Source organism: Plantactinospora soyae (assembly GCF_014874095.1).
Lineage (GTDB): Bacteria > Actinomycetota > Actinomycetes > Mycobacteriales > Micromonosporaceae > Plantactinospora > Plantactinospora soyae.
Genome location: NZ_JADBEB010000001.1, coordinates 3,250,389 through 3,265,804 on the forward strand (window position 1 = coordinate 3,250,389; position 15,416 = coordinate 3,265,804).

The following is a 15,416-nucleotide window of genomic DNA, read 5'->3' on the forward strand; positions in this document are numbered from 1 at the left end:
GCCTCGACCCAGCCGCAGCTGGAACGTGATGAGTGCCCAGCCGTAGCTGGAACGCGACGAGTCTCCAGCCGCAGCTGGAACGCGACGAGTGCCCGGCCGAACCGGAACGTGACGAGTGCCCGCCACGCTGCTGCCGTGGCGGGCACGCGGCTCTCCGTACCCGGTGCGGGAGGGCCGCCCGGTGACACCCTCCTCGGATAGGCTCCCGACGATTGGTTGTGGCCGACAACGCCGCCGGGGGTGGCGACCGGGAGGCGTCGATGTCCTGGCCGGACGGTGGACCGTGGGTGCTCGCCGCGACCTCGACGAACGCGAACTGGGAGGTGGCGGCCGCCGCCCTCTGCGCCGCCGCCGCCGGACGTACGGCGGTGCTCCGGATCGTCGGGCCCGGACCGGGCCACCGCGGCGGGGACGACGGCTCACCGGTCTCCGCCGACGACACCGACCAGAGTGGACAGGGCGAGGACGCCTCCCCGGGCACGCCGCTGCACGACACCGTCGACACGTACGTCGAGGTGGCGGCCGGTGGGGGCGGCGGGCTGCCGGCCGAGGACGTCGTCGGACTCGTCCAGGCCCTGACCCGGACCCACGGCCTCGTCCTGGTCGGTGGCGGGCACGGTCTCGCCGTACCGCTGGGTCGGGGTGGCTGGACCCTCGCGGACCTCGCCTGGGCGCTGCCGGCCCCGGTGGTGCTGCTGACCGGCTCGGGACCGGACGCGGTCAACCACACCACATTGGCTCTGGAGGTTGTCGCCGGTCGTGGCCTCACCGCCTCGGTCGTCGCGATCGGCCCGGACGACGAACTCGGCGCGCTGCCGGTCACGCTGGCGGGCCGAATTCCGGCGGACGCGGCCGACCGGCCGGCGCGGCTCCGGGCGGAGGCGGCGGGCTGGCTCGATCCGCTGCTGCACGCCACCCGAGGCCGGCCGGCGACCGGAAGCGCCACCGCCACCGTCCCAGCCACCACCGCCGACCCCACCGCCACCGGCCGCACCTCCTCCTCCGGCGATGCGCCGGGGTCAGGGTCGGAGCCGGGGTCGGGGGTGGTGGTCATGGTGGACCGGTCGACCACGAGGTCGACGGTCAGTGGCAAGCGGGTGCTGGTCGTCCTCGTCGGGGTCTTTGTGGTGTCGCTGCTGCTGCTCTGCGGCCTGACCCTGGCTGGCGGCCCGGCGACGGAGATCAGGGAGGTACGGGTCTACTCCAGCCCGGCCCGGGTGGGTACCGGACGCCCGGTACCGAGCGGACATGTCGTACCCCAGCCGACCGGCGTGCTGCGCGCGACCGGCCTGCCGGCGAGGGTCGCCTGCCCGCAGTACGCCGGAAGGGTGGCCGGCACCGAACCCGATTCGGCGACGACCGCCCGGGTCAACGCCGTCTGGAGCCGGATCGAACGCTGGTTGGCGGCGAAGGCACCGCGTACGCACGCCGCGTTGCGGCCGCCGGCATCCCGGGCCCGGATCGCCGCCGCACAGACCCGGATGTCGGTCGCCTTTCCGGCCGACCTGGTCGCGTCGCTGCGTCGGCACGACGGGGCCAGCGCGATCGACGGCTTCGACCTGCCGCCCTTCTACCGGCTGCTGAACCTCGACGAGATGAGGCTCGACTGGGAGACCAGTTGTGAGGTGTTGGCTGCTGACGCGCCCGAGGACGACTGGTGGCACCGCGCCTTCGTGCCGTTCGCGTCGGCCGGCGACGGCGGTTGCCTACTGGTCGACCAGCGGCCCGGCGGACACGGCAGGGTCGGCGAGTTCTATCCGGACGAGGGCACGGGCTTCGACCGCTGGCCGGCGTCGGTCACGGAACTTCTGGAGGACGTGGCGAGGTCGCTGGAGACCGGCGAGCCGTACGCCGGACAGTACCGGCCCACCGTCGATGCCGAACGCCGACTTGACTGGACGATCGAGAAGTCGCGCTGACCGCGCCGGGCGAAGTGGTCGGGTGGCGCCGGCCCGCGCCGGGCCGGCGCTGCCGGGCGGAGCCCCGACGAACGCGTCTCAGCCGCTGGCCGTGGTCATCTCGCAGGGCCGCTTGTTGACGGTGCACGCCGTCGGCGCCGAGTCGAAGAGCGACCCGTCGACCCGGAACCGCACCTGGACCGAGCCGTCCGCCGGAACCCGACGGGTGGTCTGGTCCGGCACGAACGTCCAGGTGTTCCCGTCCCGACTGGTCGTGGCTCCGGAGACCTCGCCGACCGCCTGCGTCGACCGGGGCAGCGTGATCGTCAGGGTCCAACCCGTGACCGGCCCGGGGCCGGGATTGCTGATCGCCACCGAGGCGGTGTAGTTGAGCAGGTTCGCCCCCTCCGAGGCGTACCGGCCGGCGAGGGTGGGCGGGGGTGCCGGCGACCGGGGCACCGGCGGTCGCGGCCGCTCGCGGGGGCCGGTGGACGACTCCGGCGGCGGCAGGGCGAGCGGCGACGACGCGGGTGGGGTCGCGCTGCCGTCGGCGTCGTCCGGCCCGCCTCCGGTGCTCTCCTCGGCGGCGGGGGTGGCCGGCGGCGCCACGCCCAACGGGGCGAGCTGATCCGGTGTCCGCAGCAGCGCGGCGACCAGGAATCCGGTGCCGACGACCGCGACCAGCGCCGCGGCGACGATGACGGTCGCCAGGGCCCGGTCCCCGCGCCGGACCGGCAGCACCCGGGCCACCCGGCGGATCAGACCACGGACCGCCGCCACCCCGGCGAGCAGCAGATCGAGTACGGCGACCGGCAGCGTACGCGCCGGGCGTTGTCGAACCTTGGTCACTTGTAATCCCTTCGCTGCGCCCCGGCGCGGCGTTCCGCCCCCGGAACGGCCGGCACCGGGTTCAGAGCGCCCGCAGCCCGGCGAGCACCGCTTCCAGCAGGTCTTCCGAGGGAGCGTCCAGCACCGCCGGCTCGTGGGTCTCGATCAGTCCCGCGTCCAGCAGGTCGCCGAGCAACACCCGGACAGTACCCACGGGCAGGTCGAGCGCGGCGGCTATCTCGGCCACCGAGAGCGGTCGGCGGCAGGAGACGAGGATCTCGGACTGTTCCGGCGTCAGATCGGACCGTTCCGGTGCCGGCCCACGGGACACGACCAGGGAGATCAGGTCGAACTGTCCACGGATCGGCTGCGTCCTGCCCCGCGTCATCGCGTACGGACGGACCACCGGCCCGGCGTCCTGGTCGTACCAGGCATCGTCGCTGCGACCGCCTCCACCGGTGCGCACCGCGCATCACCCCCCGGTCAGGTCATCGGCCGGCACCGGAAAGGTGGGCAGGTGCGAATCCGCCCGACCTGCGGCCAGTGCCACTTCGTAGGCCATCTCGTCGACGTCGGCGTCCCCCTCGAACCGGACGGCGAGGATCGCGCCGCCCCGGGTCGCGGCGACGAAGAGGAACGCCCGGTGCATCTGCACGATGACCTGACGTACCCCGCCGGGGCCGGAGTGCCGGGCGGCGGCCTGGGAGAGCGCCTGGAGGCCGGCGACCACACTGGAGAGCTGGTCGGCGAGTTCGCGACCGACCCCCCGGGAGACGCCGAGCAACAGCCCGTCGGGGGAGAGTGCCACGGCATGTTCGGCCGCCGAGACCCGGTCCACGAACTCGTCGAGTATCCGGACCAGGTTATCCGTCGTGACCACTGCGTGAGTCACCTGTCGTCCTCTCGCTGCTTTCGGGTTGGTCGTCGATGGGCGTCGGCATGGACACCGGCAGCTCCATCGTCACCGACCAGTCGGTTTCGGCGGGCCGTACCGGCGCGCCGTTCGGGTGCGGATTGGCCGCCCGGGTGGTGGCGGTGGCCGCGTTGCCCTCGTGGGGCCGGCGGACCCGCACCGGAAGGGCCGGAGGCGCGGCGCCCGGACGCGCCGTACCACCCGGTCGGCCCACTGCGTTGTCGGCCGGCCGTCCTGTCGGGGTGCTGCCGCCCGGGGTGCTTCCCGGGCCGGACGCGGGTGCGTCGACCAGCAGGCTATCGGGGACGAGCACGATTGCGGTCGTGCCGCCCCGGGCCCCGGCGGTCATCTCGACCGTTATGCCGTGCCGGCGGGCGAGCCGGCCGACCACGTACAGGCCGACCGAGCCGCCGAGGGGTGCGGTGGTGGGCGTGTCCCGGATCAGCTCGTTGACGGTGTCCAGCTCCGCCGGACCACGGCCCGCGCCGTCGTCATTGACCATGATCACCGCGGCGCCGTTCCGGAATTCGCCGCTGATCCGCACCGTGGTGGTCGACGGCGATCCGGCGAGGGCGGCCTCGATCACCTCGGCGAGCAGGTGGATCAGGTCCGGCAGGGCCCGCCCCGCCACCGAGCCCGACCAGTTCGGGGCCACCAGCACGCGCGGGTAGTCCGACGCCTCCGCCACCGCCCCGCGTACGACGTCGACGAGCGGCACCGGCCGTCGCCAGCGCCGCCCCGGAGTACCGCCGGAGAGGCTGATCATCTGCTCGACGTTGCGCCGCATCTGGGTGGACAGGTGGTCGAGCTGGAACAGTTCGGCCAGCTCGTCGGTGTCGGTCTCCCGACGCTCCATCGCGTCGAGTAGACCGATCTGCCGGTGCAGCAGGCTCTGGTTGTCCCGGGTCAGCCGTACGAAGACCTCCCGGATCCGTTGGTGCGCGGCCAACCGTGCCGCCATCTGGGCGGCCCGCTCCGTCACCCGCTCGGCCTCGGCCTGTCGCCGGCCGGTCTGGGCCACCAACTGCTCCCGCTGCGTCGCCAACCGCTTGCGCTGGGCCGACAGTTGCGCGGCCTGCGCGGTCAGCCGCGCGGTCCGCTCCCGCTGGGCGGCCAGTTCGGCCGTCAACCCGTCCCGGGCCGTGCCGAGCGCGGCATGCTCCGCGCCGAGCTGGTCGAGTCGGCCGACCATCCGTCGGGTGCTCCGGATCGTCAGTACCGCCGCCGCCACCACCGTGACGAGCCCGAGGCCGCCGACCAGGCCGGCCCGGGTGACGACGCCGACCGCGCCCGGTGTGGCCCGGTCGACGCTGTGCCGTACCCCGCTGGCGACGAGGTTGCGCAGCTCGGACAGGGCCGGCTCGGTCGCCGCCTGCCACCGCGCCGGCTGGATCGGGACGCTTCCCGCGCTCCGGTCGGCGGCGAGCAGTTCCGCTTCGACGGCGTACAGCGCCCCGAAGACCGGGCCGGTGATCAGACGGTCGTACTCGGCCCGCTCGGCGGACGGCAGTCCGGCCGCCGCCTCGGCCCGGGCGAACCGCGCCACGGCGACGAGGTCGACCAGTTGCCGGTGTTCCGCCTCGGTCAACCGGGTCGCGGCGAGTGCCCCGGCCATCAGGGCGTCCTCCCGGGCGAGCAGCTCGGTGGCCCGGGCCAGGGCGACGAGGGACCGGGTCTCCTCGATCAGGTCGGTCCGCCGGCTGGCCCACTGTGAGCCGTACACGGCGAAGCCGGCGTCGATGATCTGCCCGTACGACGCGGCGGCGGTGGCCCGGTCGACCGTGCCGCCGTCGACGGTGTCCCGGAGCGGCCCGATCGCGTCGAGCCGGCGGACCAGTTCGGCCGCCCGCTCCCGGACCGTGCCGACGGTGAGCAGCCGGAGGTCGGTCTCGCCGACGAACCGCCGCAGCGCCCCGGTCGCGGCGTCGGTCCGGGCCCGTGCCTGGGTCAGGGCGGCCGGGCGCCGGCCCGGGGCACCCAGCTGCACCATGCTCAGTCGACGTTCCGTCTGGAGGCCGAGGATCAGTGCCTCGGTCGGCCGGCCGAGTTCCGTACCGAGGGTGCGGACGGCGAGCAGGTCCATCGTCTCCCGGGCGGTCAGGAAGGCGGCGTATCCCCAGAGCACGACCAGCACCAGCAGCAGGGCGGCCGCCTTCTGCACCACCCGGGTGGGAGCGGCCTCCGTCGTGGACCGACCCGCCGCCGCACCGTCGCCCGGCCGGTTCGCCGCACCGGGGTCGCCGGAACCGTTCGCCCGGCCGGGCCCGCTGGCCGTACCGGGTCTGCTCGCCGTGCCGGGGCCCTGCGCCGTGCCGGGGCCCTGCGCCGTGCCGGGGCCCTGCGCCGTGCCGGGGCCCTGCGCCGTGCCGGGGCCCTGCGCCGTGCCGGGGCCCTGCGCCGTGCCGGGGCCCCGCGCCGTGCCGGGGCCCCGCGCCGTGCCGGGTCCGCTCGCCCTGGCGGGCCCGTTCGCCGTACCAGCTCCGTTCGTCCTTCCGGAGCTGTTCATCTGACCTGTGCCGGTCGCCGGGTCGGGGCCGGTTGCCCGGACCGGTCCGCCCGCACGGGTCGACCGGCCGTTGCCGGCGCTGCCGAACACCCGTCCCACCCGGGTCATCCGACGCAGCCCGGCCCGCAACGCGGCCGTACGCCGCACCGCCGGACTCACCGCGTCGTCCGTTCCGGCCAGGGAGTTCCGCCCGGCCGGCCGCCGGACCGCTCCTCGACGATGGTCCGCAGCCGGGCCAGCAACTCGCTGCGGTTCGCGCAGTTGAGCCGTTGCCGCATCCGCGCCACGTGGTGCTCGACGGTCTTGGCCGAGATGAACAGTCGATCGCCGATCTGCTTGTAGGTCAGGCCGGAGAGCACCAGTTCGGCGACCTCCCGCTCACGCTCGCTGAGCCGGTCCTCGGCCGGTACGGCGATCGCGTCCGCCACCTGCGCCGCACCGGTACCCGTCGGTCGGGTCGTCCCCTTGACGCCGGCCGGCCGGCCCTGGAGCATCCGCGCACAGTCGAGCAGGGTGGTCATCGCCCGCCGGTCCGAGGTCCGGATCGCGGCCTGGCCGGCGAGTCGGGCACCGTCCCAGCAGAGTCCGATCCCGTGCAGGCCCCGGGCCGCGGCCTCCACCCGGATCGGGTCGACCACGCCACGCAGCACCTCGACCCAGCTCTGCCCGGCGGCGGCCACCACGGAGGCGTACGGGGTGTGGCCGGTGGTCGCGGCGAGCGCGGCGACGTGCTCGTCGGCGACGTTCGGCCGGTCGGCCAGGATCGCCGCGTGCAGGCAGCTCCAGTGCAGTGGAGTCGCCCACAGTGGAGGATCGCCGAGCAGGCCCAGCAGGTTCCGGGCCTCGCCCAGGTACGGCGCCAGCCGGTCCAGCTCGCCGAGCCGGGCGGCGGCGATCGCGAACTCGCCCAGTGGCAGCAGCGTGAACAGGTCCACCGGATGCCGTACCACCGCTTCCCGGGCCCGCTCCCAGCCGCGTTGCAGCGCCGGAAGGTCGCTGTTGCGGCGGGCGACACCCAGCTCCAACGCGGTGGCGAAGAGCAGGTCGCGGGACTCCAACGGCAGTCCGCCGGCGGTCACCGTCGCCAACTGCCGACCGGCCTCGGCGGTCCGGCCCCGCACCATCAGCAGCCAGGTCTGCAACAGCCGGTGCCGGCGCGCCATCAGGGCGGCACCGAGGCCGGCCGAGGCGGCCCGGTCGAGCGCCCGCTCGCCGATGTCCAGCTCGCCGCAGTGCAGCGCGACCAGCGCGGCGAGCACCGCCGGGCTCTCCGGCAGCAGCACCGACCGTCCGGCCGGTTCGAGCAGCGCGGACGCCTGCACCAGGGTGGAGAGGGCGGCGGTCGGTGGGCCGGACAGCGTCTCCCGCAGCCCCCGGGCCATCAACTGCGCGGCACTGGCGAGCAGGGTCGGCGGGCCGTCCGTCGGCGGGTCGGCCAGTACCCGGTCGAGCAACTCCGACCGGCCGGCACCGACCGCGCCGATCGCCGCGAACGCCACCGACGCGGGCGTACCCGACCAGCGGTAGAGCTCGACGGCGCGGTCGGTGTGGCCCCGGTGTACGAGCGCGGTCGCGGCGACCGCCGCCCCCTCCGCCCGGTACGGCGAGTCGGGCGTGGCGATCAGCCGGTCGGCCAGCCGCAACGCGGAGTCCAGGTCGGCGGAGAGCGCGGCGGCCATGGCGCGGCGGGCCGCCGCCGGTCGACCGGCGGCCTCGGCCACGGCGAAGAGCCGGGCCGCGAGCGCCGGCTCGTCGGTCAGCGCCTCGTCCCCGGCAGCCTCGGCGACGGCGGCCGGACAGCTGCCGCCGAATCCGCCGTCGAGCAGCGAACGGACCAGCGGAAGCACCCGGCCGCCGCGCTGGAGCTGGAGTTCGGCGAGGCGCTGCCAGACCGCGGCCCGCTGGCTCGCCGGGCTCAGCGCGACGATGGCGCGCCGGACGATCGGCGCGAGCCGGTCGTCCGGGCCGAGCAGTCCGGCGGCACGGGCTGCGGCCAGCGGTTCGTCCAGCTCGTCCGGGTGCCGGGACAGCAGCGCGCCGAGCAGGTCGGTCGGCAGGGTCACCCCGGCCGACATCGCCAGCAGCAGCCGGCGTACCTCAAGGTCCAGGCTCTCCAACTCGGGCGCGAACTGGAGCAGCACCGACCGGGGAATCTCGAAGGGCGATCCGGCGGGTGCCGGGCCGCCGCTGCCCGGGCGGTCCGCGGCGGCGGGCCGCTCGCTCCGGACCTGCCGGCGGTCGCCCGGGCGCAGCGCCCGGGCCAGCCACTCGACGAACCTGGGTACGCCGGCGGTCTGCTCGTGTACCAGCCGGACGTTGGCCGGCGACACCGTCGTCCCGTACGTCGTGTTCAGGTACGCGGCCGTGCGCTGCTCGGTGAACGGGCCGAGTGGTACCGGCGGTCCGCCCCGGTGCAGCAGCTCCGCCAGGTCCACCAGCTCCACCGGTCGGGGCCAGGGCCGGAACGCGACCACCAGCCGGACCCGGCCGGTCTCGGCCAGCCGGCGCAGTTCGGTCAGCGCGGCGGCGTCGAGCAGGTGCGCGTCGTCGACGAGCAGGACCTGGCCCGGATCGTCGGAGTCTGTCAGGTCCCGCCAGTTGTCGAGTACCGGGACTCCCGCCTGCTGGTATCCGCGTCGCAACCGGGCCAGCAGGGCGGTCTTGCCGTGCCCGCCGCTGGCCTGCACGGCGGTGCTCAGCGGGGCCTGCGGGTCGGCCTCCACCCGGGCCAGGAAGGCCATGGTCTGCTCGTCGAGCACGAGCGGGGTGTCGGTGTCGGTACGCAGCATCAACGGGGACCTCACCGAACCGACCCGATCGGGGCCGCGACGGTCAGTGCGTCGGGGCCGGCGGCGACACTGAGCAGCCCGGCGAGGCCGATCGCCAGGACCGCCAGCGCCACCGTCATGGTGCCGCGCCCGGACGCGAGGCGGGACAGCGCCCGGCTCGGCATCTCCAGCGGGGTGATCCGGATCGGTGGCCGGGGCGGCAGTTGGGTCCGCTCCTCGTCGTACCGGCCTGGTTCCCGGCCGGTTCCGTCCGGCTGCTGACCGGACCGGCCCCGCTGTCGTCGGGCCGGCGGCTCGCCGCGCTGGAATCCCGGTCGGGGCGGTCGCATCACGGGTGGCCGGGGCGGCGGACGGTTGCCCCGTTGGTGGTCCAGGATCTGGCAGCCGGAGAGTGCGGCACCCGAGGCGACGGTGAGCTGCGGATCGGCCTCGACCGCGACCGGCACCGGGAACCGGTCGGCGAGCAGTTCCCGGACCAGTGGGATCCGGGCCGACCCGCCGGCCAGCAGGACGCCGTCGAGCTGGCCCGGGGCCAGGCCGCAGGAGCGCACCGTACGGGCCAGTTCGTCCACGGTCATCGCCACGACGGGCCGGATCAGTTCCTCGAACTCGGAACGGGTCACCGGCACCCGGGTGTCCCGGCGCGGCAACCGGACCAGCACGTCCGTGCTGCCGGCGACGCTCAGCGCCGTCTTGGCCCGCCGGCACTCGCGCCGCAGGTCGACCAGTGCCTGCCGGACCAGTGGGTCGGTCAGGTCGGACAGTTCCTTGCTGAGGCCGGTGCGGACGTGCTCGACCAGTACCTCGTCGAAGTCGGCTCCGCCGAGCGGCTCGGTGTCGGAACGGCCGGCCCGCAGTTCGAAGCCGAGTGGCTGGGCCCGGTCGACCACCGCGGCTTCGAAGCCGTGGCCGCCGAGGACGTAGACCGCGAGGGTCCGGCCGGTGAAGCCGTGCGCGGCGTGGCTGGCGGCCGCGACCACCGGCGTGGGCAGCAGCGTGACGTCGGTCAGGCCGGCGTCCCAGAGCGCCTCGGCGAGCAGGTGCCGGCGGTGGCCGCCCCAGCCCGCCGGGTGGCGCAGGACGATCCACTCAGGACGTTCGCCCTCCTGGTCCACCACCCGCTCGACCACCCACATCGCCAGCATCGCGGTGAGGGCCTGCGCCGAGCACGCCTCGCCGCCCACCAGCAGGGGTACGTCGTCGCCGATCCGGCGGGTGAACCCGCGCGCGATCCAGCCGCTGTCGACCTGCCCGTGGTACTCGTCGGGGTCGTCGACCGTGATCGACCGGTTGCTGGACATCAGCAGTACGGACGGCGCGGTGTGCTCGACCGCGCCCAGTCGGACGGGTTCGGGCGGATCCCAGGCGTTGCCCCGGAGTCGGACGACAGCGGCAGCCGTGGTGGTGCTACCGATGTCGATTCCGAGGACGTAGGGCATCCGACCATTCCTCCACCGCGAGTCATTGTCCCGGTACGGCGAGTGGGGTGATGTCGCCCCACCGGGGCCCGGCCCGGGCACTTGGCATCGCCCGGTGGGCCGTTAGGGAGTCATCTTTTCGTACCAGAGATCTATCCGCCATCAGGACCCTAACTCTGACGGAACGCATCCCCTATTCCCCTAACGCAGATCTAAGGTCCGGCCCTAGCGTGAACGGTCTGAAACCCGGCCTCGTCCCCGATGTCCGGTGCGGCGTTCCCCGCCTACCGTCGGCTACGACATTCGAACCGCGACGCGCCGGTTCACTGCACCCAGTCCACGGACCGGGCGAGGATCGCAACGAGGAGACCGGCACATGGGCTCGCCCCAGACCTTGCACGATTTCGTGCTCAACCTGCTGACCAACCCGGATGCCCGGTCGGCGTTCGAGATCGATCCGGAGGGGACCCTGCGGGAGGCGGGCCTGTCCGACATCAGCGTCGCGGACGTGCAGGACGTGGTGCCGCTGGTGGTGGACTACGCGCCGGTCCAGGGCCTCACCTCGCTGGTTCCGGTCGGTGACGATTTCGGACTGGGGCAGTTCCAGCTCGACCCGAGTGGCGTGATCGGCCAGTTGCAGAGCGTCGCGCAACACATCCCGGTGGGTACGCACACCACGGGTTCCGACATCAACGCGGCGACGCTCGGTGCGATCAGCGTCGCGCCGAGCAGCCTCGGCATGGTTGGTTCGGTCCTGCCGGGTCTCGGGATCGAGAACGACCCCCTCGCGGATCCGCTGGGCCCGACCGGGGTGGACGTCGCCGAGACTCTCGACGCGGACGTCGCGGACCCGGTGCTCACCGTCCCGACCGATGCGGTCGGCACCACCGACGGTCTGGTCGGCGACACTGTGGACGGCAGCGGACTGGGCGTGGTCGACTTCGCCGGTGACACGGTGCGGGGCACCCTGGACGGGGTCACCGGGCTGGTCGACTCGCTGGGCGTGAGCGGCACCGTCGGTGGCGTCGGCGATGCCCTGGACCTCGACCAGCTCGGTTCCGCCGACGCGCCCATACTCGGCGAACTCGACGCCACCTCGCCGGTGACCGGCCTCACCGACCAGGTCGGCGACACCCTGCACGGGACCACCTCGGGTGTCCTCGGTGACAGCGGCCTGACCGGAGACGAAGACGCCTCCACCTCCGGCGGCCTTCTGGGAATCACGGACGGCCTTCTCTGAGCGCGGGAAGTCCGTGAGGCCCACCGAAGGCCGGACCGTGGTCCCACGGTCCGGCCTTCGGTCCTCTTGATAATTCCGGCGCAACCGGCACACTTGGTGCGGTGACGGCGCCCCTCTGGCTTGATGTCCTCGACGAGATCGTTCGGGTCTCCGGTGCGCACGGTCGTGGCGACCTCATCCAGCGGCTCCGGCGCAGGCGGGCCCAACTGCTGGATCCGAGGTTGCGGGTGCTGGTGCTCGGCGAGCCCAAACAGGGCAAGAGTCAACTCGTCAACGCGTTGCTCAACGCCTCGGTCTGCCCGGTGGGCGAGGGCGTCAGCACCACCATCCCGACCGTCGTGGCGCACGCCGCGGCGCCGACCGCCGCCCTGGTCTGGAGCCCGCTGCCCAGCCATCCGGAACCGACCCAGCGGCGGTCAGCGGACGAGCGGCGATCACCGGACGGCCGGTCGGCGCAGCGGCGCGGTCCCGACGGCCGGTCGGCGCAGCGGCGTACTCCGGAGGATCGGCTCGGGACGTCCCGCGCCGCCGCCCCGGTCGCCGCGCAGGCGGCCGGCCCGGCCCGGCGGGTCACCGTACCGATCGAGCAGGTCACCGCCCGGATCAGTGGTCGTGGCGCCGGGATCGCCGACGTCGTCGCCGCAGCGGAGGCCACCGGTACGACAACGGGTGCCGGCCGTACGACCGGGATCGGGGACACCTCCGGGCGGCGTCCCGGCGGTGCCGAACACGCGGAGATCGGCATCCCCCGGGAACTGCTCGCCTCCGGGGTGGTGCTGATCGACACCCCGGGTGCGGGCGGCACCGACCCGGGCCGGGAGATCAGTCCGGCCGCCATTCCGGGCCACGCCGATCTGGTGCTGCTGGTCTCCGACGTGACCCGGGAACTCTCGGTCACCGAGTTGAACCTGCTGCTGCACATCGCCGGGTCGCAGGCCAACCTGGTCATCGTGCAGAGCAAGATCGACATGGTGCCGCACTGGCGTACGGTGGTCGAGCGCAACCGGCAGCACCTGGCCGACGCGGGTGTGCCGGCGACGCTGATCCCGGTCTCCGCGACGCTGCGGTTGCAGGCGGCCCGGAGCAACGACAAGGAGCTCAACGCCGAGTCGCACTTCCCCGAGCTGATCAACCGGCTGAAGCGGGACCAGGCCGGCAAGTCCGAGAACCTGGCCCGCGCCGCGGTGGCGCTGAGCGCCCGGACCGTCATCGAGCAGCTCGCCGCGCCGCTGCGGGCCGAACTCGCCGTCTCGACCGCCGTGGAGTCCTCCGGCCCGATCTCCAAACTGCACGCGGCGCAACGGGAGGTGGACGAGCTACGCCGGTGCTCCGTGCGCTGGCAGAACACCCTCAACGACGAGATGGCGGACCTGATGTCCGACGTCGAGTACGACCTGCGCGACCGTACCCGGCAGATCCTGCGCAAGGTGGACGAGGCGTTCGACAAGGCCGACCCGCTGACCGGCTGGGACACCTTCCAGGACTGGCTGACGGAGAACCTGACCGACGCGGCGGAGGCGAACTACGCCTGGCTGGCCGAGCGCTGCGGCTGGATCACCCAGCGGGTCGCGAGCCGGTTCGACCGGTACGACTTCGACGCGCTGCCGAGCTGGTCCGTACGGGTGCCGGAGAACCTGGCCGACCGGATCCAGGTGATGGACCAGCCGTCGGTCGAGCGGTTCACCCGGACCCAGAAGCTGGTCACCGGACTCCGCGGTTCGTACGGCGGGGTGCTGATGTTCGGCCTGGCCACCACGTTGGCCGGAATGCCGCTGATCAACCCGATCTCGCTGGGTGCCGGTGCGCTGTTCGGCGGCAAGAGCGTGCGCGACGAGGGCAAGTCGCTACTGAAGCGGCGCCAGGCGGCGGTCAAGACGGCGACCCAGCGGCACGTCGACGACTTCTTCCTCCGGCTGAGCAAGGACTGCAAGGACACCGCCCGGCAGGTGCAGCGGATGCTCCGGGACCACTTCACCGGGCTGACCGAGGAGTTGCAGGAGGGGATCGTGCGGTCGTTCCGCAGCGCCAAGCAGGCGGCGGAGGCCGACGCGGCAGAGCGTGACCAGCGGCACCGGCGGATCGCGCTGGAGATGAAGCGCCTCGCGGACCTCTACGAGCAGTCCCAGGCGCTGGTCGGCGCCCAGAGCGTCGCCGCCGGGCCGACCGGCCTGGAGCCGGGGCCGTGAGCCGGGCGAACGGGCTGGACGAGTCGACCTGGGATCTCCTGCACGAGGCGCTGGAGCTGTATCGGGACCATCCTCGGGCCGTCGACCAGTTGAACCGTCAGCTCGGCCGGTTCTCCGAGCCGCTGCGGATCGCCGTCGCCGGCCCGTGGCGGTCGGGCAAGTCCACCCTGCTCAACGCGATCATGGGCGAGGAGGTCGCCCCGGTCGAGGTGGCGGACGGCCGCCAGGTCTTCACCTGGTACGAGGACGGGCCGGCACCCCGGGTCACCGCGTACCCGGCCACCGGCTCGCCCCGGGACCTCGCGGTGAGCCGGAGCGGCGGCGGCATCCGGGTCGACCTGGGTGGTGGCCGGTGGGACCAGGTCGACGACATCGTGGTGCAGTGGCCGGCCCGGGCCCTGCGGCACGCCATCCTGATCGATACCCCGGCGGTGACTCCCGGGATCGACGACGTCCTGGCTGGCGGCGACGACGAGCACTCAGGTGACGGCCGCTCCGGCGAGCGGCGGCTGGCGCTCGGTGCCGGGCCGGCCGCCAACGCGATCGCGGGGCTGCCCGGTGGCGGTGGTGCCGGGCTGTCCGACGGCGGCTCGGCGACGATAGACCGGATCGTCCGCGAGGCCGACGCGGTGCTCTACCTGAGCCGGGACGGCCGGGGCGACGACCTGCGGCTGCTCCAGACCGCGCTGCCGGGCACGGTCGCCCGGGCGGCGCCGGTCAACGTACTCCTGGTGCTGTCCCGGGTCGACGAACTCGCCGGTGGTCGGGTGGACGCGCTGCTGACCGCCCGGCAGCTCGCCCGGCGGCACCGGCGCGATCCGAGGATCAACTCGCAGTGCCTGAGTGTGGTCGCGCTCGGTGGTCTCGTCGCGCTGGCGGGGCGGATGCTGAGCGAGCCGGAGTTCGCCGCGCTGGCCGTACTGGCCGGGCTCGAACGGGCGGAGACGGACCGGGTTCTGCTCTCCACCGACCGGTTCACCGCCGCCGACTTCCCGGTCCCGCTCGACGTCGAGACCCGGCGTGGGCTGCTGGACCGGCTGGGCATCTTCGGGGTACGCCTCTCCACCACCCTGATCCGGACCGGTTGCGACAGCCGGGGCAAGCTCGCCGCCGAACTGGTCCGGCGGAGCGGGCTGACCGAGCTGCGGGAGTCGATCACCCGGTACTTCGTGGACCGGGCGCCGGTGCTCAAGTCCCGGGCTGCGTTGCTGGCGCTGGAGTCGCTGCTGCTGTCCGAACCTCGGCCGGGCGCGAAGGAGTTGCTGGCCCGACTGGAGCAGGTGCTGACCGGCGCGCACGAGTTTCGGGAGTTGCGACTGTCGGCCGCGCTGCTCGGCGGCCAGGTCCGGTTCGATCCGGAGCTGACCGCCGAGGCGAATCGGCTGATCGGGGCGGACGGCACCAGCGTGGCGGCCCGGCTGGGTGTCGAGCACGACGCCGGGGTGGACGAGTTGTGGGCCCGTGGTTCGGCGGCGGTACGCGACTGGCAGGAACTGGCCGAGGATCCGGTACGCGGTCTCGACCAGCGCCGGGCGGCCCGGGTCGTGGTCCGCAGCTGCGAGGGCATGCTCGCCGACCTCTCCTGATCCGGGCGTACGGACTCAGTCGTGCGGGTGGCCCGCCCCGCCGCAGGGAAGA

10 protein-coding genes are annotated in these 15,416 nt (G+C 73.9%); 4 read left to right on the forward strand and 6 right to left on the reverse strand.

Annotated elements, in window-relative coordinates; translation table 11 throughout:
• The first annotated feature begins 218 nt into the window (after positions 1–218).
• Positions 219–1,919, forward strand: a complete 1,701-nt coding sequence (locus H4W31_RS44245) for an SMI1/KNR4 family protein (RefSeq protein WP_192767151.1) — start codon at positions 219–221, stop codon at positions 1,917–1,919.
• A gap of 78 nt (positions 1,920–1,997) precedes the next feature.
• Here the strand turns inward: H4W31_RS44245 and H4W31_RS14560 are convergent, their stop codons facing one another.
• The 6 genes from H4W31_RS14560 to H4W31_RS14585 form a co-directional block, all read right to left on the reverse strand.
• On the reverse strand, positions 1,998–2,747 hold the full coding sequence (locus H4W31_RS14560) for a cellulose binding domain-containing protein (protein ID WP_192767152.1): 750 nt from the start codon (positions 2,745–2,747) through the stop codon (positions 1,998–2,000).
• A 61-nt stretch (positions 2,748–2,808) separates the two neighbouring features.
• Positions 2,809–3,192 carry a DUF742 domain-containing protein gene (locus H4W31_RS14565; RefSeq protein WP_318783200.1) on the reverse strand — a complete coding sequence of 128 codons (384 nt, stop codon included), beginning with the start codon at positions 3,190–3,192 and terminating at the stop codon, positions 2,809–2,811.
• Between the two features lie 6 nt (positions 3,193–3,198).
• Positions 3,199–3,606 (reverse strand): roadblock/LC7 domain-containing protein, encoded by a 408-nt coding sequence (locus tag H4W31_RS14570; RefSeq protein ID WP_318783201.1) that lies wholly within the window; start codon positions 3,604–3,606, stop codon positions 3,199–3,201.
• Positions 3,590–6,304 (reverse strand): nitrate- and nitrite sensing domain-containing protein, encoded by a 2,715-nt coding sequence (locus tag H4W31_RS14575; RefSeq protein WP_192767154.1) that lies wholly within the window; start codon positions 6,302–6,304, stop codon positions 3,590–3,592. Before H4W31_RS14575 ends, H4W31_RS14570 begins: the two co-directional genes overlap by 17 nt.
• Positions 6,301–8,949 (reverse strand): helix-turn-helix transcriptional regulator, encoded by a 2,649-nt coding sequence (locus H4W31_RS44250; RefSeq protein ID WP_318783202.1) that lies wholly within the window; start codon positions 8,947–8,949, stop codon positions 6,301–6,303. Before H4W31_RS44250 ends, H4W31_RS14575 begins: the two co-directional genes overlap by 4 nt.
• The gene (locus H4W31_RS14585; RefSeq protein ID WP_192767155.1) at positions 8,946–10,373 is read right to left on the reverse strand and encodes an Hsp70 family protein; all 1,428 of its coding nucleotides are present in this window, start codon (positions 10,371–10,373) and stop codon (positions 8,946–8,948) included. The genes H4W31_RS44250 and H4W31_RS14585 overlap by 4 nt, the downstream gene beginning before the upstream one ends.
• A 355-nt stretch (positions 10,374–10,728) precedes the next feature.
• Here H4W31_RS14585 and H4W31_RS42780 point away from each other — a divergent pair, with 355 nt between their 5' ends.
• The 3 genes from H4W31_RS42780 (at position 10,729) to H4W31_RS14600 (ending at position 15,364) form a co-directional block, all read left to right on the forward strand.
• Positions 10,729–11,592, forward strand: a complete 864-nt coding sequence (locus tag H4W31_RS42780) for an IniB N-terminal domain-containing protein (RefSeq protein WP_225945528.1) — start codon at positions 10,729–10,731, stop codon at positions 11,590–11,592.
• 101 nt (positions 11,593–11,693) lie between these two features.
• Positions 11,694–13,778: a dynamin family protein gene (locus tag H4W31_RS14595; RefSeq protein ID WP_192767156.1), complete on the forward strand. Its 2,085-nt coding sequence runs from the start codon at positions 11,694–11,696 to the stop codon at positions 13,776–13,778.
• Positions 13,775–15,364 carry a GTPase family protein gene (locus H4W31_RS14600; protein ID WP_192767157.1) on the forward strand — a complete coding sequence of 530 codons (1,590 nt, stop codon included), beginning with the start codon at positions 13,775–13,777 and terminating at the stop codon, positions 15,362–15,364. Before H4W31_RS14595 ends, H4W31_RS14600 begins: the two co-directional genes overlap by 4 nt.
• Positions 15,365–15,416: the final 52 nt, after the last annotated feature.

What these genes read in the sequence shown, in the direction of transcription:
- H4W31_RS14585 (WP_192767155.1), bottom strand. Translation starts at nt 10,373, where the DNA reads ATGCCCTACGTCCTCGGAATCGACATCGGTAGCACCACCACGGCTGCC.
- H4W31_RS42780 (WP_225945528.1), top strand. Translation starts at nt 10,729, where the DNA reads ATGGGCTCGCCCCAGACCTTGCACGATTTCGTGCTCAACCTGCTGACC.